This is a genomic window from Chryseobacterium sp. PCH239 (genome assembly GCF_018924625.1).
GTDB classification, from domain to species: Bacteria; Bacteroidota; Bacteroidia; order Flavobacteriales; family Weeksellaceae; genus Chryseobacterium; species Chryseobacterium cucumeris.
The window spans coordinates 1,525,866-1,549,491 of sequence record NZ_CP073027.1 but is presented as its reverse complement, the minus strand read 5'-3'; the positions used below and the strand labels follow the sequence as shown (position 1 = coordinate 1,549,491).

Here is a 23,626-nt window from a genome sequence, read left to right as displayed (position 1 = left end):
TTTAACCTTGCAGTCTGGATTCCTACTGAATAACAAACGTTGTGGATAGTCAAGGTGAATAAAAATAACATTATCATAAAACTAAAAGCCCGGTTTCAACGATTGAAACCGGGCTCATTTTATTGTAAGTAAACTTGACTATTTATAAATCAATTCTGCCTGAAAAACATCCGCGAAATGCTTTCTGATCTTTGCTTTCAGTTCTTCCATTTCTTCTGGTGTCAGTTCTCTTTCAAGCTCTCTTTTTAAAGAAGTAACCTGCTTATCTTTGATCCCACATGGAATAATGTATTCAAAATAACGCATATCCGTATTCACATTCAATGCAAAGCCGTGAAGAGTTACCCAACGGGAAGCTTTCACTCCCATGGCACACATTTTTCTGGCGTATGGTTTTCCCACATCCAGCCATACTCCGGTTTCTCCTGGTGAGCGTTCTCCTTTAATACCATATTCGGCAATGGTTCTGATGATCACTTCTTCCAGATTCCTCATATATAAATGAATATCTGTGAAAAAGTTTTCAAGATCCAGAATAGGGTAGCCCACAACCTGTCCGTAACCGTGATACGTAATATCTCCACCGCGGTTTACTTTCACGAAGGTAGCCTCAATTTCTTTCAGCTTATCAATACCGGCAAGCATATTTTCTTCATGTCCGCTTTTTCCTAACGTGTACACGTGAGGATGCTCTACGAAAAGAAGGTGGTTGGGAGTAATACTATGCTGTTCTGCAGGAAGATCTCTGTTTTTTATTTTGGTATCAATGATGTTTTTCATCAGCTGTTCCTGATAATCCCAGGCTGGCTGATATTCTTTGATTCCTAAATCTTCAAATTCTACTGCTTTATTTTGATTTGTATTCATTTCAATTTTTGATATACAAATTTAGTGAATTTTACCCTTTTATGGAATGGATAAAATCTATGGCATTCTTCTTCCAGTCTCTATCCTGAAGTAAAATATTTACGAAAGCAGTTCCGATGATACCGCCATCTGCTTTTTCCGTTACATTTTCGAAGTCTTCTTTCGATTTAATTCCAAACCCAATCATCACCGGATTTTTAAGTGGAAGAGCAGCGAGCCTGGAAAGATAGTCCTCATTCTTTAAAACCGCATTTTCATTTCCGGTAGTGGAAGAAGAGCTTACTGCGTACAGAAATCCTGAACTTAATGAATCCAGATAGATCATTCTTTCATCGGAGGTTTCCGGTGTTACAAGGAAAGTGAAATTAAGATTATATTGTTTTAAGATATGCTGATAGTTTTTCTCAAACTCAATAGGAGGAAGATCAGGAAGGATCAGCCCTGAAACACCACTTTCCGAACATGCTGCACAGAATTTCTCAAATCCGAAACTCAATACCGGATTGATATATCCCATTAGAATAATTGGAATGTTGATTTTGTCTTTGATGGCTTTTAGCTGAAATAACAGTTTTTCGATCGTCATTCCGTTTTGTAAAGCCAGTTCGTGAGCTTTCTGGATCACCGGTCCATCTGCTACAGGATCAGAATAAGGCATTCCGATTTCAATCATATCTGCTCCGGAATCCTGAATCAGTTGTATAATATCAGCGGTATCTTCCAGTTGTGGAATTCCTGCTGTGAAGTATATATTTAGTTTTTTCATTTTTTATTGTATTAAAGTATAACGTACAAAGTACAATGTAGAAAATAGTATTAAACTCAGGTGAGAAAGTACATTGTACATTTTACATCCGACATTTTACAAATTCTTCAGATACGTTTCCATATCCTTATCTCCACGTCCGCTCAGGCAAATAACGACAACATCATCTTCATTAAATTTTTTCTTGTCTAAAACTGCCAGCGCATGAGAACTTTCCAATGCAGGAATAATTCCTTCAAGTTTGGTAAGTTCAAAAGCACATTGTAAAGCTTCGTCATCATTAATACTAAAGAATTCTGCTCTTTTTTCTTTAAATAAATGCGCATGAAAAGGCCCGATTCCCGGGTAATCCAGTCCGGCAGAAATAGAGTGGGGTTCAATAACCTGTCCGTCTTCCGTCTGCATCACAAGGCTTTTGCTTCCGTGAAGGACTCCAAGGGTTCCTAAAAATGTAGTCGCAGCCGATTTTCCTGAATCTACACCCATCCCTCCGGCTTCAGCAGCAATGATTTTTACTTCTTTTTCCTCCACAAAATGATAGAAAGTTCCCGCAGCATTACTTCCTCCGCCCACACAGGCAATCACATAATCCGGATTTTCCCTTCCGATTTTCTCTTTCAGCTGTTCTTTAATTTCTTTTGAAATAATACTTTGAAATCTTGCCACAAGATCCGGAAAAGGATGAGGTCCTACCACACTTCCAATCACATAATGAGTCGTCACAGGATTGTTGATCCAGTCTCTTAACGCTTCATTTACGGCATCTTTAAGGGTTTTTGATCCTGAAGTTGCTGCTACAACTTCCGCCCCAAGCATTTTCATTCTTGCGACGTTTGGGGCTTGTCTCTGGATATCAATTTCTCCCATATAAACAATGCACTCAAGACCAAGCAAAGCACACGCTGTAGCTGTGGCAACACCATGTTGTCCTGCTCCGGTTTCAGCAATGATTCTGGTTTTTCCAAGACGTTTTGCCAACAGAACCTGCCCCAGAGCATTATTGATCTTGTGAGCTCCCGTATGGTTGAGGTCTTCCCGTTTCAAATAAATCTGTGTCTGGTATTTTTGACTTAAGTTTTTAGCAAAATAGAGGGGCGTAGCTCTTCCTACATAATTTTTCAGTAAATCCTGATATTCTGTCTGAAAATCTTCAGATTCTATGATTTCAAGATAGTTTTTTTGCAGTTCTTCTACATTAGGATAGAGCATTTCGGGGATAAAAGCACCTCCAAACTCTCCATAATATCCGTTTTCATCGGGGTTTTTATAATTCATTTTTTATTCTTTATTCATTAAATAAGCGTTGTTTTGTACACTCAGCTGGTTGAGCAGCTCTTTTCTTTTCTGTGAGGTATGAAAAATCAAGATATCATCATCTTCAGAATTTACCCACTCCGAGCCGATACTTTCTTTGATCATTTTGGCCTTGTCATGGAGGATTTCTATGTCACATTTTTCATAAAAGGAACGAAGATCAGCGTGGCAGAAACCAATTGTCTCAAGATTTCTCTGAGTAACATTTTCTTTGAAATGTTTCACCAAAGCGGTTCCATACCCTTTCTTTTTATGAGCAGAAACAAGCCCTACGGCTTCCGCAAAGGAATAACCGGTGTCTGCTATTTGTAAGGTGAAATCAAAATTCACTCTCATAATGGCCAATATGCTTTCATCCGTATCCATCAGAAAATGAAATTCCGAGTCTTTAAAAAAAGAGCGGAAGTAGGATGATTTCATGGTGTTCCATGCAGAAATATCCCAAAGTTCCAGGATGTGTTTTATTTCGGCTTCTGTTAAATATTTCGTTTCTTTTACCTGATATTTCATGGGTTTAAACTATTAATAAATGTGAGATGGTAATCATTTTGCTGTTTGGTAATCAGTTTTTTATAGTACAGTAATTCTATTTTATGCATTAAATCAATTAAGGTTGCTTTATCTATTTTGGACTGATACATGGTAATGGCAATTTCCAGATTATCAATCATAAAATAAGGATCGGAATCCTCATATAACAGGAATATTTTGGCATAAATTAATCCTAAGTCATATTTTATACTTGATCTGACATGAGTTTCCAGAAATTTATCTGAAATAATCACCAGATAATAGCTGTTCCATAAGCTGATTCTTTCAAAAAAATACTGAATATCTGTTTCTTCAAAATCTTTAATAATACAAATGAAATCAGACAATAATCCACCCACTTCCCAATGTTCTGTATTACTGTCGTTCTGTGAAACAAAGTGATACAGATTCTGGATTTTTTCATTCCCGAATTTAGGGGGAAATAAGGTTTTGTAAAATGTCTTTTTGAGCAAATGTATATTCATCCTTGTGTGTTTTTATGTGTTATTTATTTTGCTGATATAAAGTTTTAAACTTTTTTATGCTGTCAATATTTTTATTTCCGGGCTCTGTTTCAAATTTCGAATTGATATCCAAAGCAAAAGGTTGTTGTTTCAATGTATCCATATTCCCTATATTTTCCTCAGAAATACCGCCGCTTAAAAAGTAGGGCAGAGGAATCTCAAATTCATTCAGAATATTCCAGTCGAATTGTTTTCCCGTTCCGCCAAAGGCTTTGCTGTCAGTATCGAATAGGTAGTAGGCGATAGGTTTCAGATCAGGAATTTGTGTTATTTTATTTTGATTTTCTGCCGTATTACTCCCTATTCTGATTACTTTAATGATTCCAACCTCAGGATTTAGTTTTTGTCTTAGTTCAGCAATGAAATCATTACTTTCATCACCGTGAAGCTGTACAAAATTCAAATCTGCATGTTGAACGATCTTTACAATGATCTCTACTTTTTCATTGACAAAAACACCTACTTTTCCCTGATGATTAATAGTTGAGATCTCTTCCAGACTCAGATGGTTCAAAACATATCTCGGTGATTTTTCGTAGAAGATAAAACCGAGAAAATCTGTTTTCATAGCAATCAATTCCTGAATCTGATCCGGTTTTGTAAGACCACAGACTTTCAGGCGAGATGGCAGGTTTGAGGTTGTAGGTTGCAGGTTCATTGTTGATTATTATTGAGTTAAAATTTGAGAAGCGAATTCTTCAAAAGCTTTGGCCGGATCTGTATTTTTCATGAAATATTCACCCATCAGGAAACCATCAAATCCTTTTTCTTTTAAAAACTGAAAATCTTTAAGATTGTAAATACCGCTTTCAGCAACAGATAAAACTTCTTTTGGAAGCTGGTTTTTCAGCTGAACGGAATGCTGAAGATCAACTTTAAAATCTTTAAGGTTTCTGTTATTAATTCCTACCAAATCAATTTCTGAATTGAAATGCTTCAGTTCATCTTCTGTATGAATTTCCAGTAAAACCTCCAATTTCAGTTGGTGAGCTAATTCGGTAAATTCCTGTACCTGAGCTGGTGAAAGACATGAAGCAATCAGTAATACTACATCAGCTCCAATACTTTTGGCTTCATAAAACTGATATTCATCAATCATAAAATCTTTTCGCAGAATCGGAATGGTAATCTCATTTCTTACATCCAGAACATCATTTAAATTTCCTCCGAAAAAATCATGATCAGTCAGGATTGAAATTCCGCTGGCTCCAAAATTTTCGTAAGCAGAAACTACCTCCAAAGGCTGTACACTATTGTTTATAATTCCTTTTGAAGGAGATTGTCTTTTAAACTCAGCGATAATTCCGCTTTTATTTTTGATGGATTCCTTCAGTGAATAGGTTGGTCTTCCAAAAAAGGCGGTATTTTTTAATCGGTCAAGAGAAATGCGCAATTTTGCAGCAGCAACTTCCTCTTTTTTTCGTTTAATAATTTGATCCAGTATAGTCATTTTTGTGTTTAAGTTTGGTCAATGGTGAATTTTGCTTCGCAAGTGAATAATGAATTTAATTAATCAGGAGATTAAAACTGTTTAATGCTTTTCCGCTTTGCAGGCTTTCCTGAGCAAGCAGAAGACAGTCATCGTACGTTCCGAATTTATGGGTGTTGTGCAGCGCTACTGAAGCATTGGCAAGAATTACTGAGTTCTGCTGCTCCGTACCGTTTCCTTCCAGAATATTCATAAATATTTTTGCGGTTTCCTGAATAGAACTTCCTGCTTTAATATCTTCCAGTGTTACCGGATTGAAACCCAAATCTTCTGCCGAATAGATTTCTTCACCATTTTTTGTAATGATTTTACTATCGTCAGTAAGGCTTATTTCATCATATCCGTCAAGACCATGGACCAGAGTAAAGTCACGTTCCTCCTTCTGAAGAAGATACTGATAAATTCTTGCAATTTCCAGATTATAAACTCCAATCATGGAAAATTTTGGTTTTGCCGGATTTACCAATGGACCCAAAAGGTTAAAGAATGTCCTCAATCCCAAAGATTTTCTCAGTAATCCAACTGATTGCAGAGCAGGATGAAAATAAGGAGCATGTAAAAAGCAAATGTTGGCTCTTTCAAGATCTTCATTCAATTGTTCTGAACTGTTTTTAAACTGATATCCCAGTTCTTCCAGTACATTCGATGAACCAGTAGTGGTGGAAGCTCCGTAATTTCCATGCTTTGTTACCTTTTGTCCGGCTCCGGCTACTACAAAGCTGGCCAGGGTTGAGATATTGATGGTGTCTTTTCCGTCACCTCCGGTTCCTACAATATCAATGGCATCATTGGTGTCGATCTTTACAGGAACAGCCATGTGTAATAGTGCTTCTCTGAAGCCTTCCAACTCTTTCAAGGTGATATTCCGCATCAGGAAGACACTTATAAAAGCAGTAATTTCTGCGGCATTAAACTTATTCTGTGCAATCTCAATCATCATCGCTTTTGCTTCTGATTTTGAGAGTGTGTTATGATTGAACAGATATTGCAGTATTTCTTTCATTTGTGGCGTTTTTATGTTTGTTGAAGGGATTTCTAAGATTTTCATGACAACAGAAAGTTTTTAATGATTACTTCTCCTTCCGGTGTTAAAATACTTTCAGGGTGAAACTGAACTCCGTGTACATCATATGTTTTGTGCTGCAAAGCCATGATCATTCCGTCTTTATCTACAGCTGTGATTTCCAGTTCTTCCGGAAAACCTTCCGGATTGACTGCCCAGCTGTGGTATCTTCCTACTTCCAATCCTGATTGCAGATCTTTGAAAACTTTAGTATTTTCTTTTACTATTTCAGTAGTGGTGGCTACTCCATGGAAAATTTCAGAAAGGTTAATAAGACTTCCTCCGAAAGCTTCAGCGATAGCCTGCTGACCCAGGCACACTCCAAGGATACTTTTTGTAGGAGCGTATTCTTTAATAAGGTCTAATAAAATACCGGCTTCTTCAGGAATTCCGGGACCTGGAGAAAGGATGATTTTGTCATATTTTCCAATCTCTTCAAGGGTAATTTTATCATTTCTTACCACATCCACTCTTTGATTCAGAATTCTTTCGATAATCTGGACAAGGTTATAGGTAAAGCTGTCATAATTGTCGAAAACGAGGACTTTAAGCTGTGGTTGTTGAGTGTTTATATTGTTGTTCATTGCTTTTTTGTTAGAGAGTTGCTATTTTTTTTGTTGCTGTTTGCTGGTTGACGGATTTATTTTTCAACTATTTTTTCAGCTTTTTCTACGGCTTTTTTAAGAGCATTCAGTTTGTTGTTGACTTCCTGCAGTTCACTTTCAGGAACAGATTTTGCCACAAGGCCGGCACCAGCCTGATAAAATAACGTGTTATTTTTGCTTAAGAAGGTTCTGATCATGATGGCCTGATTGCAGGTTCCGTTCAACCCGATAATTCCGATACAGCCACCATAATATCCACGGGAATCTTTTTCGTATTGGTTGATCAGCTGAAGCGCTTTATGTTTTGGAGCACCGCTTAATGTTCCCTGAGGGAAAGTAGCGGAAACCATTTCCAGAGGATTGATGTCATCAGCAACATCTGCAGTCACCTCACTTACCATATGAATAACGTGAGAGAAAAGCTGGATTTCTTTAAGCTTAGTAACCGTTACATTTTTCCCAAGCTTTCCAAGATCATTTCTAGCGAGATCTACCAGCATGGTATGTTCTGCATTTTCTTTGGGATCAGCTTTTAGCACTTCTATAGACTCAAGATCCGCTTCAAAGTTTCCGGTTCTTTTCGAAGTTCCGGCAATCGGGTGAATAATTGCTTTATTATTTTAATGATTAACTGACTTTCAGGACTTGATCCAAATAGTTTGTAATTTCCGTAATCAAAATAGAATAGGTAAGGAGAAGGGTTGATATTTCTCAAAGCACGGTATACATTGAACTCATCTCCCTTGAATTTTTGTTCAAACCTTCTGCTTAAAACCAGTTGGAAAACATCTCCACGCATACAGTGTTTCTGTGCTGTTTTTACGAGTTCAAGATAATCTTCATCTGTAATATTAGAGGTTTCCTCACTGGTTTTCTCGAAAGGATAAACCGGAGTATTCTGATTTTTAATAAGATTTTCCAACAGATGAAGTTCAGATTTTACTCCATCGATAAAGTTTTCAATAATATGCATTTCATCATTGAAATGATTGATAGCAATTACATATTGGTACAATCTGTATCTCATCACAGGGATTTCTACTTCCTTGCTCTGTGGTTTAAGATTGATGTTTTCAAAGAACTGTACCGCTTCAAAACTTGTATATCCAAAAAGACTCTGAGCAGTTTGTTCAATCGGATCATTGGTCTCTTTGCAGTTAAAAATTTTTCGGAACTCTTCAAATATATCTGTGATATTTCGTTCCATAATAAATTGTTTTACGGGAGCAGAGGCAGGAAGTTTGATTTCATATTCGTTGAGGTTTTTCACTTCAATTCCGGCGATGGCATTCACTGCAATGAAGGAAAAATTATTATCAATACTTTTTGAGTCCGAACTTTCCAGAAGAATGGTGTCACGGAATTTATCCCTGATCTTAAGGTAAATATTCATGGGAGTATGAAGGTCTCCCAGTGTTTTTTTCGAAACAGTTTTTATTGTAATTGCGTTGGTCAACATCTTATTGTTTTTTGTGAGATTAAGGAATAAAAAAAGGCTTTAACGGTATCCGTCAAAGCCTATATATTGTTTTTTGATTATTTCTGCTGTAGTTAACAACATGACAATACCTCCAGACCCGACGAAGAGTTTGAAAGCCACCACCAAATATTGTTGTTCATTTTTAACATGGGACAAATGTAGAAATTTTTTTAATAAAAAAACTAAAAAATATCAGAAAATACTAAAATTTAATATAAAAATCCTTTATTTAAGCTGCTTGAGCTCTTGTTTTAATTCCTTGATTTTTTCTTTATAAGCTTCATCATTGTAGTATTTTACGTAGTTTTCCAATGTAGCAATATACTCCTCAATGAATTCCTTATTCGTTTTGTCTGCTTCATACTTGGTTTTTGCAGAATTCACAGGAGCCAGTTTTTCATTTTGTAATACAATTTTTCCTTCCCTGGATTGGTCATAAAGGATAACAATGTTTTTTTCATATCCCGGGATGTATTTTACGGGTATATCCTTGTCACCAGGTATTCTGATTGAATTTCGGATGGGATAAATCGCTGCAGTAGTAGTGGAGAAAAAAGTAGTGGTATATTTTCCGTCCTGTTTCTTCACAATAGCCTCATAATCGTGGATGTACATATCATTCAGGGTAGAATTGGTTTCTACATCAGACGTGATGATAGCTGTGCTTTCCACTCCATATTTATTTAAAAACCATGCGTTTAAAAACTGTCCGCCAAAACCATTTAATATAGCCAGTGGAATGATAGGTATTAAAAGCCAGGTTTTTTTGGTCATATACGAAAGCCCTACAAAGAATACCAGCAACAGAACCACAGTATAAAAACCATGATGACTGGTGAAAAACAGAATTTTTGAAATTAAAACCATGGATTAAAGATAACTATAATAATCTTTTATTTAAACGCTATGTTCGCAAAGATGTTATTAAAATAACTATAAAACGTTCGCAACGGCGTTACACTCAGTAAAATACAATATCATTAGTTAAATGAAGTGCCCTTGTGAACCCAAAATAGAGTTTGATGATAATTACTTTGCGAACATAGCGTTTGAACTATTTATTGTACCGGTTCAGATAAAGGAATGTCAGGAGTTCCGCTGTAAAAAACAATCAGCGTTGCTCCGAGGTCTCCGGTTTTACCTCTGTGGCCGGTATTAACCATTTCAGGAAGCACCTGACCTTTTCTTATCCATTGCGTTTTTCCATCCTCTTTTCTTTCAATCTGAATTTCACCTTTTTCTACATAAGCTGCATTGATCACAGGATGTTTATGCCAACTCAATGCAGAATTCGGAGGTACGGCAATTTTAAGAACTGTGATTTCCGGCTGTGTGGTAGGATAGGCCGGATATACCGTTCCATCCCATGATTTGGTTGTTTTTAAAAGTGTCACCGATTCAATTTTATCAGAATATTCTGATTGTGGTTCGTTAGATGAATTGTCACACGAAAGGAAGAGGGATGAGGATACAACAAAGAAAGTTGTAGCCAACAATTTTTTTTTAGCCATAAGCTTCATATTTATATTTTGGTCTTGGCTCGGATTATCCAATATACAAAAATAATAACCTATTTTAAATTTCCCTATGTATTGAATTATTTTTTTATTGTTAAATTAAAGCTTCGATCCCAAAAATATTTCTCAAAGAAAACATTTGTCATAAGTTTAAAAGGTTATTTTTTATATTTTTGCTTCCAAATTAGAAAAAAATGAAAAAAGTATTAGCAATCGCATTTATCGGAGGTTTATTATTAGCAAGCTGTTCTAAAAAAGTAGATCACTCTTTACAGGACACAAACACAATGCTTCCAGAGCCAGAAGTAGCTACTGTTGATTCTACGGCTAAAACTGCTGCTCCAGCTGCTGCAACTCCGGCTGCTCCTGCACCTGAAGCTGCTAAAACAGATTCTACAGCTAAGAAATAATGAAAAAAATACTTTTAGCAGGAACTTTAGGTCTTATGATCATTTCCTGTTCTAAAAAAGAAAATACAGCAGAAGCGGCATCTTCTTCTGAAACGGCAGTTGTTTCAGAACCAGTTCAATCTAAACTTTCAGGTGATCAGATCATCGAAACATTGGACTGTTCAGGATGTCACTCTGTTAATGAGAGAATGATAGGACCTTCTTATAAGGAAATTGCAGGAAAGTATACTGAAAAGGATACGGAATTGCTGGCTTCCAAAATTATAGAGGGCGGAAGTGGAGTATGGGGAAGTGTGCCTATGGCTGCCCATCCACAGGTATCTAAAGAAGATGCAAAAAAAATGGTGGAATATATTTTAAGTCAGAAGAAATAAAATATGTCCGCTGAAAAATCCAGTCTGCACACAAGAAATCTGCATCGTAATCCCTATGATTTTGATCAGCTTATTTCTTGTGTGCCGGAACTGAAACACTATGTTTTCGTGAATGCTTATCAGACGGTAACCATTAATTTCAGCATTCCTCAAGCAGTTAAACTGCTCAATAAAGCCTTACTCTTACATTTCTACAACATTAAAGGCTGGGATATTCCCGATACCAATCTTTGTCCACCCATCCCGGGAAGAGCAGATTACGTCCATTATATTGCTGATTTATTAAGTGAACAACTTAATAAAATCCCGACAGGAAATTCTGTAAAAGGTCTGGATATAGGAGCAGGAGCTAATCTTGTGTATCCTTTAATCAGCCACAGATCTTACGGCTGGACAATGCTGGGAACGGATATCAATCAGGATTCTTTGAAAAATGCTCAACACATTCTGGATCAAAATGAAGATCTTTCTTCTGTTATTCAATTAAAAAGCCAGCCTGATGCTGATTATATCTTTACCAATATCATTGGTCCGGAAGACAGATTCACTTTTACCATGTGTAATCCTCCTTTTCATGATTCTGAAGAATCTGCCATGAAAGGGAATATCAGAAAAACAAAAAATCTTAGTAAATCAAAAAAAACGAAACCTCTTCTTAACTTTAGTGGACAGCAGTCTGAACTTTGGTGTGAAGGTGGGGAACTTGCTTTTATTACTAAAATGATCAATGAAAGTACATTGTTTTCATCACAGGTTCTTTGGTTCACGTGTCTGGTTTCCAAAAAAGATAATCTCAATAAACTCAACAATCTTTTAAAGAAAGTAAATGCTGTAGAGGTGAAAACCATCGATATGGCTCAGGGACAAAAAGTAAGCAGAATGCTGGCGTGGACGTTTATTCCTCAAAAAGACAGAAAAATCTGGTTGGTTTAAAATTCAAAGTTCAAAGTTTAATGTTATAGCACAATCATTCAAATCTTTGATCTCTAAACACGTATCCCGAACCCCAATACCCCGCATCTTTACCACTTTTTAAAATTTCTTAAAAAAGCCATTGACGGTCATGTCAAAAATGCCTAAATTTGTACGCTTTTAGAAAAATAAGAAATGCAATTATCAGAACAAGAAATCATTAGAAGAGAAAAGCTGAATAAGCTTACTGAAATGGGGATTAATGCGTTCCCTGCGGATGAGTATATAATTACAGATACTACAGAATCTATAAAACAGGATTTTTCTGAAAGTAAACAGGTGAAGATCGCTGGTAGATTGATGTCCCGCAGAATTCAAGGAAAAGCTTCTTTTGCAGAATTGCAGGATTCTAAAGGAAAAATTCAGGTTTATTTCAATAGAGACGAGATCTGTCCGGGTGAAGATAAAGAACTCTATAATGAAGTATACAAGCACCTTTTGGATATCGGTGATATTATCGGTATTGAGGGAGAACTGTTTACCACTCAGGTAGGAGAGAAGACGGTTTTAGTGAAAAATTTTGTACTTCTTACTAAATCTCTTCGTCCACTTCCTCAACCAAGAACTGATGAAAACGGTGTTGTACACGATGGGTTTACAGATCCTGAATTAAGATACAGACAGCGTTATGTAGATTTAACGGTAAACCCACAGGTAAAAGAAATTTTCGTGAAGAGAACAAAATTGTTCAATGCCATGAGAACATTCTTTAATGATGCAGGATATTTTGAAGTGGAAACACCAATTCTACAGTCAATTCCTGGTGGAGCAGCAGCAAAACCGTTTATCACGCATCACAATGCATTAGATATTCCATTATATTTAAGAATTGCCAACGAATTATATCTGAAAAGACTGATCGTAGGTGGTTTTGACGGAGTATACGAGTTCTCTAAAAACTTCAGAAATGAAGGAATGGACAGAACTCACAACCCTGAGTTTACCGCTATGGAAATCTATGTAGCTTACAAAGATTACAACTGGATGATGGATTTCACTGAGAAATTACTGGAATTCTGTGCTAACCAGGTAAACGGAACTACAAAAGCTACCTTTGGGGAACATGAAGTAGATTTCAAAGCTCCTTATCCAAGAGTTTCCATGACAGAAGCAATCCTGAAATTTACAGGGTTCGATATCACTGGAAAAACTGAGAAGGAATTATACGATTTTGCCAAGTCTATCGGTATCGAAGTAAATGAGACGATGGGTAAAGGAAAATTAATCGATGAGATCTTCGGTGAAAAATGTGAAGGAAACTTCATCCAGCCGACTTTCATTACGGATTATCCGATCGAAATGTCTCCACTGACAAAGAAACACAGAAGCAAAGAAGGCTTAACAGAACGTTTTGAATTAATGGTATGCGGTAAAGAAATCGCTAACGCTTATTCAGAGCTTAATGATCCGATCGATCAGAGAGAGCGTTTTGAAGCACAGATGGCTTTATCTGAAAGAGGAGATGATGAAGCGATGTTTATCGATCAGGACTTCTTAAGAGCGCTGGAATACGGTATGCCGCCAACTTCAGGATTAGGAATCGGTATGGACAGATTAATCATGTTCTTAACGAATAATGCCTCTATTCAGGAAGTATTATTCTTCCCTCAGATGAGACCTGAAAAAGCAACACCGCAAATTGAACTGGGCGAGGATGAAAAAGTAATCCTTGAAATCCTTAATTCTCAGGAAGAGCCAATGGCTTTGGCTGAAGTAAAAGAAAGAAGCCAGTTATCCGGTAAAAAATGGGATAAAGCTTCCAAGACTTTGACAAAAAACAATATTGTGAAAGTAGAGAAAATTGACGAAAATCTTTTGATGAAACTGTCTTAAGATTTCTCAGAAAACATAAATAAAAAAGGTACAGTGCTATGCTGTACCTTTTTCTTTTTTCCATTTCCGGAGCTGTGCCCTGAAGTTTTTAAACGGAGCCACGGTATTGATATGAATCCACTTCCAAACCGGCCACTGGGCGGGAGTAGTTGCCCATTTTCTCTGTTCCGGAGTGAATAGTGTTTCATCGTCAAGATTTTCTATCCAAGTGATAATTTTATCAACTTGATTTCTCAGCAAGTCTCTTTGCTGTTGTAAACTATAAGAACCGTATTCATGATAAAAAGACTGGTACAATCCTCCCAGGTTATTCCATTTATATTCAGGAGTGGGAGTTTTCACTTCAATTCCTTTGCTTTCATCAGATTCCCATTGTAAAAGGAGGTGAGTCCAACCCAATTGATAGGAAATATTTTGTGATGGAGTTTTATCAACTCCCGGCTGCCGAAGATCTTTTTCCTCTTCTTTTATATCATTAAATTCCTGATCATAGAGCAGATATCTTTTCTTTAGCTCTTCAATGAATTCTGTTTTATCTTTATAACCCTGCATACTTACTATTTTCTCAACTTACTGAAAGAAGCCATCAGATAAAATAAGAAAGGAAGAATAAACAATGAGCCCAGCATCAATGCCCATCCCAATGCGGCGATAGTTTTTTCAGGAGCCATATGTTCCAGTAATGAAAGATGCTGTCCGTTTCCTAATAAAATAATATCCGGATTATGCTGATACGTTGCCGCTACTAAAATCATCACCATCTGGAATCCTGCCAAAGCACGTACAGGAAGCAGCTTCTGACGGTTCATCGCTCTTAGAATAAGCAACAAGGCAATGGTGGCAAAAGCAATCGCCATAATCCCCAAAGGCTTTGAAAATACCCACATCAAAAGGGGAATATCTGAAATATAAGCAGTTACGAATACCAATATTCCTGTGACCACAACAAAGATCATGGTCTGCTTGGATTTTCTGATCATTAACAAAAGATCGGCCTTATCACGTGTTTCTCTTAATGAAAATATAGAAGCAAGATAAGCACAAAGGGCTACAGTAAATAAGCCCACAGAAACCCCAAACCAGTTCAGCCAGCTGAATACATACAAATCCAGAAAACCTACAGCATCAGGATTGATAGAATGTGAAACCGTAGCAGCAGCAATTAATCCCAAAAAGAAAGGAGTTAAAAGACTCGCATAATAGAAAATCTGGGTATATAAAACCTGCCAGTTATCCTTTACAGCATCATAATGCCTGAACGTAAAAGCTGTTCCTCTTGCAATAATTCCTAAAAGCATTAAGACTAAAGGAATGTGAAGATAAGTAGACATAGTGGTATAAATCTCCGGAAAACCAACAAAAAGGATAACGATGGCAATAATCAGCCACATGTGATTGGCTTCCCAAACAGGAGCAATAGATTCATACATAATCTCATGGGTTTTATGACGGGCTTTTTTATTGGTGAACATTTCTACAATACCTGCTCCAAAGTCAGCTCCTCCCAGAATAATATAAAGACAAATGGATAGCCAGAGAAAACCTATTACAATGTAAATCATGATTTTTTGTTTTTATCGTTAAACTGAGCATCGGTAGGATCGTAAAGCTTCGGTACCATTTGAATCTGTCTCTTTAAAAGGAAAACAAGGATCAGTGATAATGATACGAAAATAGCCGTGAAAAAATAGAATGAATACTGTATTCCCGGCATAGGAGTTACAGCGTCAACTGTTCTCATAATTCCATAAATAATCCAGGGCTGTCTTCCTACTTCCGTTACTGTCCATCCGGCTTCCAACGCAATATATCCAAAAGGTGTTGCTATTAAAAATGTTTTCAATAGCCAGTGTTTATTCAGCCATTCTTTTTTGAAAAAGAAAGCATATAAATAAATAGCTCCAATAACAATCATGATCACTCCGAAGAAAATCATGATTTGAAAAGCATAATGAACCACAGCAATCGGAGGCCATTCATCTCTAGGGAAATCCTTAAGACCTTTTACTTCAGAATTGAAATCATTGCTCACCAGAAAACTTAAAACTTTCGGAATTTTCACTGCATATTTCACTTCTTCTTTTTCCTCATCAGGAATTCCTCCAATCACAAATGAAGCCCCTTTTTCCGTTTCAAAATGAGCTTCCATAGCTGCCAGTTTGATAGGCTGTCTTTCTGCTACCGACTTTGCAGCAACATCACCGCTTAGAGGTGCTCCGAATGCCCCAATCAAAGCAAATCCTACGGCAATTCTAAAAGCTTTGGTATGAAATTCAACATTTCTTTTTCGCATAATCATAAAGGCATGTACTCCAGCTACGGCAAATCCTGTTGCACAAAATGCCGCAACCGTCATGTGAAGAGCCTGCGGAAACCACGCATCATTGAACATTGCTTTGATAGGATCTATATTAAGGTACTGTCCGTTAATATAATCAAAACCGGTGGGAGAATTCATCCATGAGTTGGCTGCTACCACCAGAATTCCGGAAGCCAGCCCGCTTACTCCTACAAGAAATCCGCAGAACCAGTGAAACCATTTATTGAATCTTTCCCATCCATATAAAAAGAAACCGATAGCAATAGCCTCAATGAAAAAGGCTGTTCCTTCCAGAGAAAACGGCATCCCGAAAATCGGACCTGCATGTTTCATAAATCCAGGCCATAGAAGTCCAAGTTCAAAGGAAAGCATGGTTCCTGAAACTGCTCCGGTAGCAAAAAGGATAGCTACCCCTTTGCTCCATGCTTTTGTCAGTCCTTTATATACTTCATTATTGGTCTTTAGGTATTTCCAATGGGCAAAAGCCATCAAAAAAGGCATCACCATACCCACACAAGAGAATATGATATGAAAGCCCAGAGAGAGAGCCATCTGAGCGCGTGCTGCTATAAAATCATCCATAATTTCAACTTTTCAGTTAATAAATTTAAGCATAAATTATTGATGTTGAATATGATTTACAACAGTTGCAATTTCAGCAATACCTTTTAATTTTGAATCTTTTATTGGCTTCCTTTTTCTTATGTTTTTAATAAGAAAACTCTACATTTTTTTGACACTTTTTAACTTTCATACCTCGAAAAAAATCACGATATTTGTGAGTCTTTGCATACAGCAGGATTTTTAATTTTTAATATGAGTCAAAAACAATATACAGCTAGTAGTATTCAGGCATTGGAAGGAATGGAGCACGTACGTATGCGTCCTTCAATGTACATTGGTGATGTAGGAGTCAGAGGACTTCACCACTTGGTTTATGAAGTAGTAGATAACTCTATTGACGAGGCATTGGCAGGGTACTGCGACACGATCTTCGTTAGCATCAAGGAAGGAAACGGAATTGAGGTAAGTGATAACGGTAGAGGTATCCCGGTTGATTTCCACGAAAAAGAACAGAAATCTGCCCTTGAAGTTGTAATGACGAAAATTGGAGCCGGAGGTAAGTTTGACAAAGACTCTTATAAGGTTTCAGGAGGTCTTCACGGGGTTGGGGTTTCGTGTGTGAATGCACTTTCCAATGAGATGATCACTACTGTTTACAGAGATGGAAATGTTTACCAGCAGATCTATTCAAGAGGAAAAGCCCAGACAGGTGTTGAGGAGATTGGTCACAGCGAAAAAAGAGGAACCAAGCAGTTTTTCCAGCCGGATGATAGTATATTTACAGAGTTAATTTACAATTACGATACATTAGCAAGCCGTTTAAGAGAACTTTCTTACCTTAACAAAGGAATTACCATTACATTAACTGATGAAAGAGAGAAATTAGAAGACGGATCTTTCCGTTCGGAAGTTTTCCATTCAGAAGGTGGGTTAAAAGAATTCGTTGCTTACATTGATGGTAACCGTGAGTCTATCATGGAACATGTAATCTTCATGGAAGGAGAAAGAGATGATATTCCTGTAGAAGTAGCAATGCGTTACAATACATCTTTCAACGAAAATCTTCACTCTTATGTAAACAATATCAATACTCATGAAGGAGGAACTCACTTAGCAGGTTTCAGACGTGCTTTAACAAGAACGCTTAAGAAATATGCTGATGATCTGGGTATTCCGCAGAAAGAGAAAGTAGAAGTTACAGGTGATGACTTCCGTGAGGGATTAACAGCTGTGATTTCTGTAAAAGTAATGGAGCCTCAGTTTGAAGGACAGACTAAAACAAAACTAGGAAACTCTGAAGTTTCCGGAGCTGTTGATAAAATTGTTGGGGAAATGCTTACCAATTTCCTTGAAGAAAACCCTTCTGAGGCAAAACTGATCGTTCAGAAAGTTGTTTTGGCAGCAAAAGCAAGACAGGCAGCGAAGAAAGCCCGTGAAATGGTTCAGAGAAAATCTCCCATGGGAGGTTCTGGTCTTCCAGGTAAATTATCTGATTGTTCTTCTAAAGACCCGGCAGAATCTGAAATCTTCCTTGTAGAGGGAGATTCCGCAGGGGGTACGGCTAAGCAGGGAAGAGACAGACACTTCCAGGCTATCCTTCCTTTAAGAGGTAAAATTCTGAACGTAGAGAAATCTATGCTTCATAAAGTATATGATAATGAAGAGATCAGAAATATCTATACAGCTCTTGGAGTTTCTGTAGGAACAGAAGAAGACAGCAAAGCATTGAATATGGCTAAGCTGAGATACCACAAGATCGTTATCATGACCGATGCCGATATTGACGGATCTCACATTTCTACATTGATCCTTACTTTCTTCTTCAGATATATGAAGGAACTTATTGAGAATGGATATATCTATATTGCTCAACCTCCTTTATACCTATTAAAGAAAGGGAACAAAAAAGTATATGCATATAACGAAAAAGAACGTGAAGAGTTTACTCTAGACATGGCTCCGGATGGTAAAGGAGTAGAAGTACAACGTTACAAAGGTCTTGGAGAAATGAACCCTGAACAGCTTTGGGAAACTACATTGAATCCTGAACACAGAATTCTTAAACAGGTAACCATTGATAATGCAGTGGAAGCAGACAGTATTTTCTCAATGCTGATGGGAGATGAAGTTCCGCCAAGAAGAGAATTTATTGAGAAAAATGCGAAATATGCCAAAATTGATGCATAAACGTTTTTAAAAATATAACAAAAAAAGCTTCTAATTATTTAGAAGCTTTTTTTATATTTGGATAAACCAAAAAAACAATAATATGTTAACTCTTTTACAAACAGACCCTTACAACGGGGCAGATGCGGCTTCTGGAGCAGTAGCTGCAGGATTGGGGATCGGAACGATGTTCTTCGGCTTACTTTGCTATATTTTCTACGGATATTGCATGTACAAAATTTTCCAGAAAGCAGGAAGACAAGATGCCTGGGCTGCCTTTATTCCTATTTATAACACCATCGTATTGCTGGAAATTGTGAAAAAACCAATTTGGTGGATCATTCTTTTCTTTATTCCATTGGTGAATATCTATGCCTGCTGGGTTGTATATGACAGACTAGCCAAAGGCTTTGCCAAAGAAACTCCTCTTTACACGATTCTGATTCTCCTTTTCGGATTTATTTTTATTCCTGTATTGGGACTCGGAAGTGATCAGTTTGATAGTAAACTGGTCCCGAATGATTAAAAAAGAAACAAAAAAATTAAAAGACTTCATTTTTGAGGTCTTTTTTTATAAATAATTTTAAGCTGTAGAATTTATTGTACTTCTTCCTATTATTAATTCTACATTATTTAAATTGCATGAATTGTAATTTATTTTAAATTTGAAATGAAGATAATATGAAGTTTATCCCTTCATGCCACAGAATAGGTATACCCTTCTCCCAATATAGAATGAGTATAAATATTCTGTTTTTAACTTTTCAAAATTAATGATGAAAAGTTGATAATGTGTTCATTTTCTTATAGGTACATTTAATATAGTACTTTTTTAAGTAATAGGTTAAGGCTTCACATGTTGAAGCCTTTTATATTTTTTTTAACAGTTATTAAGATTTTATTATTTTTGTATCATCTTAATAACTATGATGAAAATATTAGTCTTGGGGGCTTTATCTACCGCCTCATTGTATTTCGCACAGAGCTATCCTGCCTCTGCCATTCCTGAGAATTTAAAGAAAAATGCTAACGTTGTTATACGAAAAAAATTTACAACGGTTCAGATCAACAAAGTTGATGAAATAAAATACCAATATAATACTGTGACTACAGTTTTAAATAAAGATGGTGATGAACGAGCTGTAGCGTATATACCTTATGATAAAGCAAAAAGTATTTCTAATATAAAAGTTACGATTTATGATGAAGCAGGAAAAAAGGTTAAGAGCTTTTCAAAGTCGGATTTTAAAGATTTTGCTAATAATCCTCAGGGAGTTTTCTATTCTGATAACAGAATTCTGGTATTTTCTTACACATCAGTTCAGTATCCTTATACTGTTGATTTTTCTTATGAAAGCGAAGATAAGAATACGATCTTTATTCAGGATTTTGTACCGTTTCACTCTATTAAAATGTCTTTGGAAGAGGCTCAGTTCAAAATCATTAATACATCAGGAATTGAACTGCGTACCAAGATATACCCTTCAAAGTATAACTATGCGTCTGTTGTAGAAAGCGGAAGTGAAAATGATAAGACCTATTCCTATAAAAATGTACCTGCCATTGATGATGCTTTTATGATTCCGGAGCCTGTTAAAATCTTACCTTCAGTAAATTTTGCTTTAACAAAATTTAACCTGGCAGGAAAACAAGGGACTTTAAATAACTGGACGGATTTTGGAACCTGGTATTATAAAGATCTGATAGAACCAGTTTCGGTATCTACTCCGGCTATTAAAGCTGAAGTAGCATCCTTACAATTACAGGGATCTGTAGAAGATAAAGTAAAGAAAATTTATCAGTACATGCAGAACAAAACCCGATATATCGCTGTAGGATTAGGAATTGGGGGCTGGCTTCCTATGCAGCCGGATGAAGTCCACAAAAAAGGATATGGAGATTGTAAAGCATTAACGAATTATATGAGAATTCTATTGAATGAAGCAGGAATTCCATCTAAATACTGTGTGATCAATTCCAGTTCCTCACAGGTTTCTTTTGATCCCGAATTTCCTTCTATGGGAGGAAATCACGCTATTCTGATGATCCCGACTGAAAAAGGAAATATCTGGCTTGAAAATACTTCTCAACAAATAGCCTTTAATCATTTAAGCTATAATACCACAGACAGAAATGTGCTTGCTGTAACTCCGAAGGGAATAGAACTTATCAATACACCGGTTTATAAAGCTGAACAAAATAAAGAAAAACAAATATTGCGAGTTAACCTTAATGAGGACAACAGTATTATCGGGACTGGAAATTTTTCCTATACGGGAAATCAATATGATTATAATTTGAGGTTTGCCAGTCTTAATCCCACTGAAAAAAATGATGCGGTAAAAGAGAGGTTTAATGTTTTAAATTTTGAAAAGGTTGAAATGAAAAATTTTAACAATGACAGAGATAATGCTGTTATTACCTACGACCTTGATTTTAAGACCAATAATTTCTCCAAAAAAGCTGGAAATAGCCTTCTGTTCAGATCTGTGCCTATTTTTAATGATGCTGTCTTTAAAACTGATGAAACCCGCGAGCTTCCTTTTGAAGTCGGTATGTCTTATGAGGACGAATATGAAATTGCTTATGTACTTCCTTTGGGGTATAAGGTGGATGAAACTCCTGATAATTCAAGCATCACTTCTGAATTTGGATCTTACAAACTAAGTTTTGTTAAAAGTGAAGGACAGGTAAAGGTGGTCAGAAAAGTACAGATCAATAAAGGATTATATCCAAAAGAAAAATACAACGATTATATAAGTTTCAGAAAAAAGATTCTGAATATGGATAATTCGAAAATTTTAATAACAAAAATATAACCATGAAAAAAATTATAGTATTGCTTTTTTGCTCTGCCAATACCATATTGATCAGTGCTCAGAAGAAATATGAATTTCTGAACCCTCCCAAATTTAATGAGGCAGATCTGTCAAAAGCAAAATCTTTATTAGATGAAAATGCTCCTGCCGAAATTTTATACAAATCTGCTTATTTTATGGTGGATTCCAATACAGGAAATCTCCACAAAAGATATTTTTACAGAGTGAAGATTTATAATAAAGACAAAGCCGAAGACTGGTTGAATCTTGAAATTCCTATTTATAATGTTGGAACCAACAGAGAATCACTGGGAAAGTTCAAAGCTTTTACCTATAATCTTGAAAATGGAGTTACAGTTCCAGTAAAAGTGGAAAAAAGTTCTCAATATAAGAGTAAAGAGAATAAATATGTTACTTTAACAAAATTTGCTTTTCCAAGTGTGAAAAATGGATCTGTCATAGAATATCAATATGAAATTATATCTCCGTTCCGCTTTATGATTCCAGAGGTATTGATAGAATCTGATACTCCTTCACTGAATACAGAATATGTTTTTGATACACCCATCAATATGTCTTATAATGTAAACTATACGGGAGGAATCAGTCCTAAGTATAGAGAAATGGAAGAAAGATATCTGTATGGTGCTCAATATAAAACCTATAGATTTGCTTATGAGAATTTGACTGGTTTTAAAACTGAAAAATTTGTAAGAAACGATAGAAATTTCAGAACAAAAATCAGTGCTGAGCTAAATTCTACTAATTTCGGCGAGCTTAAATTGTATTCATCTTCATGGGATCAGATTGCAAAGAGACTGTATGATAGTGATGATTTTGGAGGTGAAATAAAAAGAACAAAACTGGCAAGAGAAAATATTCCGGCAGGAGTTTCGGAAATGAAAACAGATCTTGAAAAAGCCAATGCAATATTTTCATACGTTCAGAAAACCTTTACATGGAATAAGGACAAAGGGGTTTATACAGAAGATGGTATCAAAAAACTTTTGGAAACTAAAACCGGCAACGCCGCAGAAATTAATCTTTTCCTTGTTATGATGCTTCGCGAAGCAGGTCTTAAAGCTGATCCGTTGATTATTTCTACGGTAGAGAACGGATTGATCAATATGGTGTCCCCTAATATTTCCAATATGAACTTTGTTTTGGCAGCAATTGATATAGATAAGCAGCTGCATATTTATGATGCTACCTCCAAACAATCTTCATTGGATGAAATACCTCTAAAAAACTGGAATCAATATGGAATCCTTGTGACTAAAGATAAGGCTTTGCAGATTCAGATGTCCAATGTAAAATCAAGCAATACTTATCTTACAGCGAATGCCAAAATCAATGATGACGGTAGTATTTCCGGTACCTATTCGGATAAAGATACAGGTGCATACGCGATGTATGCTAAAGACAACTACGATGATAACGCAGAAAAATACAAGAAGCAGTATAAAGAAAACTTCTCAATGGATTTCACGGATATCAATTCGAAAGTGTTGGAAAATGGCGACTTTGAAAGCACGATGAAATTCTCTTCGTCCAACCTTATTGACAGAGTAGGGAAGAAAATGATCATTAATCCGATGCTGTTTTTAAGTAAAAACTCTAATGAATTTGATCAAACCGAAGTAAGAAAATATCCAATTGATTTTGGATCACCCATAACCAGAACAAAAAAGGTCATTCTTGAAATTCCTGAAGGATACAAGATAGAGGAAATGCCTAAAGAAAAAAGGATCGTTACAGAAGATAAAGAAATAGCATATACTTATTCTGTAGAACAAAAAGGAAATATACTGGAGGTGACTACAACTACCAAAATTGGGAGTTCAGACTACCCGAAAGAATATTACCCTGCATTCAAACAAATCTGGGGCGTTGCTTCTAAATTTGAAAATCAGGTAATCAGTCTTGTAAAAAAGTAATAGTTAACAGGATTTAAATAAAAAAATATTTTTTTTTCAAAAACCATTCATCTTTTGAATGGTTTTTGTATTTGA

22 protein-coding genes and 1 pseudogene are annotated in these 23,626 nt (G+C 36.2%); 8 read left to right on the top strand and 15 right to left on the bottom strand.

Features of this window, described 5'->3' with window-relative positions; all coding sequences use genetic code 11:
- Nucleotides 1–138: 138 nt before the first annotated feature.
- The 12 genes and pseudogenes from lipB to KBP46_RS07065 all read right to left on the bottom strand — a co-directional run bounded on the left by lipB (nucleotide 139) and on the right by KBP46_RS07065 (nucleotide 10,150).
- Nucleotides 139–867, bottom strand: a complete 729-nt coding sequence (gene lipB, locus KBP46_RS07120; protein ID WP_110009434.1) for a lipoyl(octanoyl) transferase LipB — start codon at nucleotides 865–867, stop codon at nucleotides 139–141.
- A 31-nt stretch (nucleotides 868–898) separates the two neighbouring features.
- On the bottom strand, nucleotides 899–1,633 hold the full coding sequence (gene trpA, locus KBP46_RS07115; RefSeq protein ID WP_216445001.1) for a tryptophan synthase subunit alpha: 735 nt from the start codon (nucleotides 1,631–1,633) through the stop codon (nucleotides 899–901).
- Between the two features lie 96 nt (nucleotides 1,634–1,729).
- Nucleotides 1,730–2,908, bottom strand: coding sequence for a tryptophan synthase subunit beta (gene trpB, locus KBP46_RS07110; protein ID WP_216445000.1), 1,179 nt, complete (start codon nucleotides 2,906–2,908; stop codon nucleotides 1,730–1,732).
- Between the two features lie 3 nt (nucleotides 2,909–2,911).
- Complete coding sequence (locus KBP46_RS07105) at nucleotides 2,912–3,457, bottom strand: GNAT family N-acetyltransferase (protein ID WP_120230518.1); 546 nt, start codon at nucleotides 3,455–3,457, stop codon at nucleotides 2,912–2,914.
- Nucleotides 3,454–3,963, bottom strand: coding sequence for a hypothetical protein (locus KBP46_RS07100; RefSeq protein ID WP_062670941.1), 510 nt, complete (start codon nucleotides 3,961–3,963; stop codon nucleotides 3,454–3,456). The genes KBP46_RS07105 and KBP46_RS07100 overlap by 4 nt, the downstream gene beginning before the upstream one ends.
- Nucleotides 3,964–3,982: 19 nt before the next feature.
- Entirely contained in the window at nucleotides 3,983–4,660 is a 678-nt protein-coding gene (locus KBP46_RS07095) for a phosphoribosylanthranilate isomerase (protein ID WP_062670939.1), read from the bottom strand.
- Between the two features lie 9 nt (nucleotides 4,661–4,669).
- Nucleotides 4,670–5,452: an indole-3-glycerol phosphate synthase TrpC gene (trpC, locus tag KBP46_RS07090; protein ID WP_062670938.1), complete on the bottom strand. Its 783-nt coding sequence runs from the start codon at nucleotides 5,450–5,452 to the stop codon at nucleotides 4,670–4,672.
- 55 nt (nucleotides 5,453–5,507) lie between these two features.
- Nucleotides 5,508–6,494 carry an anthranilate phosphoribosyltransferase gene (gene trpD, locus KBP46_RS07085; RefSeq protein WP_123278223.1) on the bottom strand — a complete coding sequence of 329 codons (987 nt, stop codon included), beginning with the start codon at nucleotides 6,492–6,494 and terminating at the stop codon, nucleotides 5,508–5,510.
- Nucleotides 6,495–6,535: 41 nt separating this feature from the next.
- Nucleotides 6,536–7,138 (bottom strand): aminodeoxychorismate/anthranilate synthase component II, encoded by a 603-nt coding sequence (locus KBP46_RS07080; RefSeq protein WP_062670937.1) that lies wholly within the window; start codon nucleotides 7,136–7,138, stop codon nucleotides 6,536–6,538.
- A 56-nt stretch (nucleotides 7,139–7,194) separates the two neighbouring features.
- A pseudogene (locus KBP46_RS07075) lies at nucleotides 7,195–8,618 on the bottom strand (anthranilate synthase component I family protein).
- Between the two features lie 246 nt (nucleotides 8,619–8,864).
- Nucleotides 8,865–9,506, bottom strand: coding sequence for a hypothetical protein (locus tag KBP46_RS07070; protein WP_123278008.1), 642 nt, complete (start codon nucleotides 9,504–9,506; stop codon nucleotides 8,865–8,867).
- Nucleotides 9,507–9,697: 191 nt separating this feature from the next.
- The gene (locus KBP46_RS07065; RefSeq protein ID WP_216444999.1) at nucleotides 9,698–10,150 is read right to left on the bottom strand and encodes a cupin domain-containing protein; all 453 of its coding nucleotides are present in this window, start codon (nucleotides 10,148–10,150) and stop codon (nucleotides 9,698–9,700) included.
- 200 nt (nucleotides 10,151–10,350) lie between these two features.
- On the opposite strand from KBP46_RS07065, the gene KBP46_RS07060 reads away from it, so the two are divergent.
- The 4 genes from KBP46_RS07060 to lysS all read left to right on the top strand — a co-directional run bounded on the left by KBP46_RS07060 (nucleotide 10,351) and on the right by lysS (nucleotide 13,745).
- Nucleotides 10,351–10,566, top strand: coding sequence for a hypothetical protein (locus KBP46_RS07060; protein ID WP_034696013.1), 216 nt, complete (start codon nucleotides 10,351–10,353; stop codon nucleotides 10,564–10,566).
- Nucleotides 10,566–10,940: a c-type cytochrome gene (locus KBP46_RS07055; protein ID WP_120230523.1), complete on the top strand. Its 375-nt coding sequence runs from the start codon at nucleotides 10,566–10,568 to the stop codon at nucleotides 10,938–10,940. The genes KBP46_RS07060 and KBP46_RS07055 overlap by 1 nt, the downstream gene beginning before the upstream one ends.
- Before the next feature lie 3 nt (nucleotides 10,941–10,943).
- Entirely contained in the window at nucleotides 10,944–11,873 is a 930-nt protein-coding gene (rlmF, locus tag KBP46_RS07050; RefSeq protein WP_216444998.1) for a 23S rRNA (adenine(1618)-N(6))-methyltransferase RlmF, read from the top strand.
- Between the two features lie 174 nt (nucleotides 11,874–12,047).
- Nucleotides 12,048–13,745, top strand: coding sequence for a lysine--tRNA ligase (lysS, locus tag KBP46_RS07045; protein WP_216444997.1), 1,698 nt, complete (start codon nucleotides 12,048–12,050; stop codon nucleotides 13,743–13,745).
- A 36-nt stretch (nucleotides 13,746–13,781) separates the two neighbouring features.
- Here the strand turns inward: lysS and KBP46_RS07040 are convergent, their stop codons facing one another.
- The 3 genes from KBP46_RS07040 to KBP46_RS07030 are packed head-to-tail and all read right to left on the bottom strand — an operon-like array spanning nucleotide 13,782 to nucleotide 16,647.
- On the bottom strand, nucleotides 13,782–14,297 hold the full coding sequence (locus tag KBP46_RS07040; protein WP_216444996.1) for a ClbS/DfsB family four-helix bundle protein: 516 nt from the start codon (nucleotides 14,295–14,297) through the stop codon (nucleotides 13,782–13,784).
- A gap of 5 nt (nucleotides 14,298–14,302) precedes the next feature.
- Nucleotides 14,303–15,307: a cytochrome d ubiquinol oxidase subunit II gene (locus tag KBP46_RS07035; protein ID WP_062670926.1), complete on the bottom strand. Its 1,005-nt coding sequence runs from the start codon at nucleotides 15,305–15,307 to the stop codon at nucleotides 14,303–14,305.
- Nucleotides 15,304–16,647 carry a cytochrome ubiquinol oxidase subunit I gene (locus KBP46_RS07030; RefSeq protein WP_062670923.1) on the bottom strand — a complete coding sequence of 448 codons (1,344 nt, stop codon included), beginning with the start codon at nucleotides 16,645–16,647 and terminating at the stop codon, nucleotides 15,304–15,306. Before KBP46_RS07030 ends, KBP46_RS07035 begins: the two co-directional genes overlap by 4 nt.
- A 234-nt stretch (nucleotides 16,648–16,881) precedes the next feature.
- Here KBP46_RS07030 and gyrB point away from each other — a divergent pair, with 234 nt between their 5' ends.
- From gyrB to KBP46_RS07010, 4 genes are all read left to right on the top strand, one after another.
- Nucleotides 16,882–18,816 (top strand): DNA topoisomerase (ATP-hydrolyzing) subunit B, encoded by a 1,935-nt coding sequence (gene gyrB, locus KBP46_RS07025; RefSeq protein ID WP_062670921.1) that lies wholly within the window; start codon nucleotides 16,882–16,884, stop codon nucleotides 18,814–18,816.
- An 82-nt stretch (nucleotides 18,817–18,898) separates the two neighbouring features.
- Nucleotides 18,899–19,321, top strand: coding sequence for a DUF5684 domain-containing protein (locus tag KBP46_RS07020; RefSeq protein WP_034695994.1), 423 nt, complete (start codon nucleotides 18,899–18,901; stop codon nucleotides 19,319–19,321).
- A gap of 400 nt (nucleotides 19,322–19,721) precedes the next feature.
- Nucleotides 19,722–21,614: a DUF3857 domain-containing protein gene (locus tag KBP46_RS07015; RefSeq protein ID WP_216444995.1), complete on the top strand. Its 1,893-nt coding sequence runs from the start codon at nucleotides 19,722–19,724 to the stop codon at nucleotides 21,612–21,614.
- Between the two features lie 2 nt (nucleotides 21,615–21,616).
- Nucleotides 21,617–23,551 carry a transglutaminase-like domain-containing protein gene (locus tag KBP46_RS07010; RefSeq protein WP_062670917.1) on the top strand — a complete coding sequence of 645 codons (1,935 nt, stop codon included), beginning with the start codon at nucleotides 21,617–21,619 and terminating at the stop codon, nucleotides 23,549–23,551.
- Nucleotides 23,552–23,626: the final 75 nt, after the last annotated feature.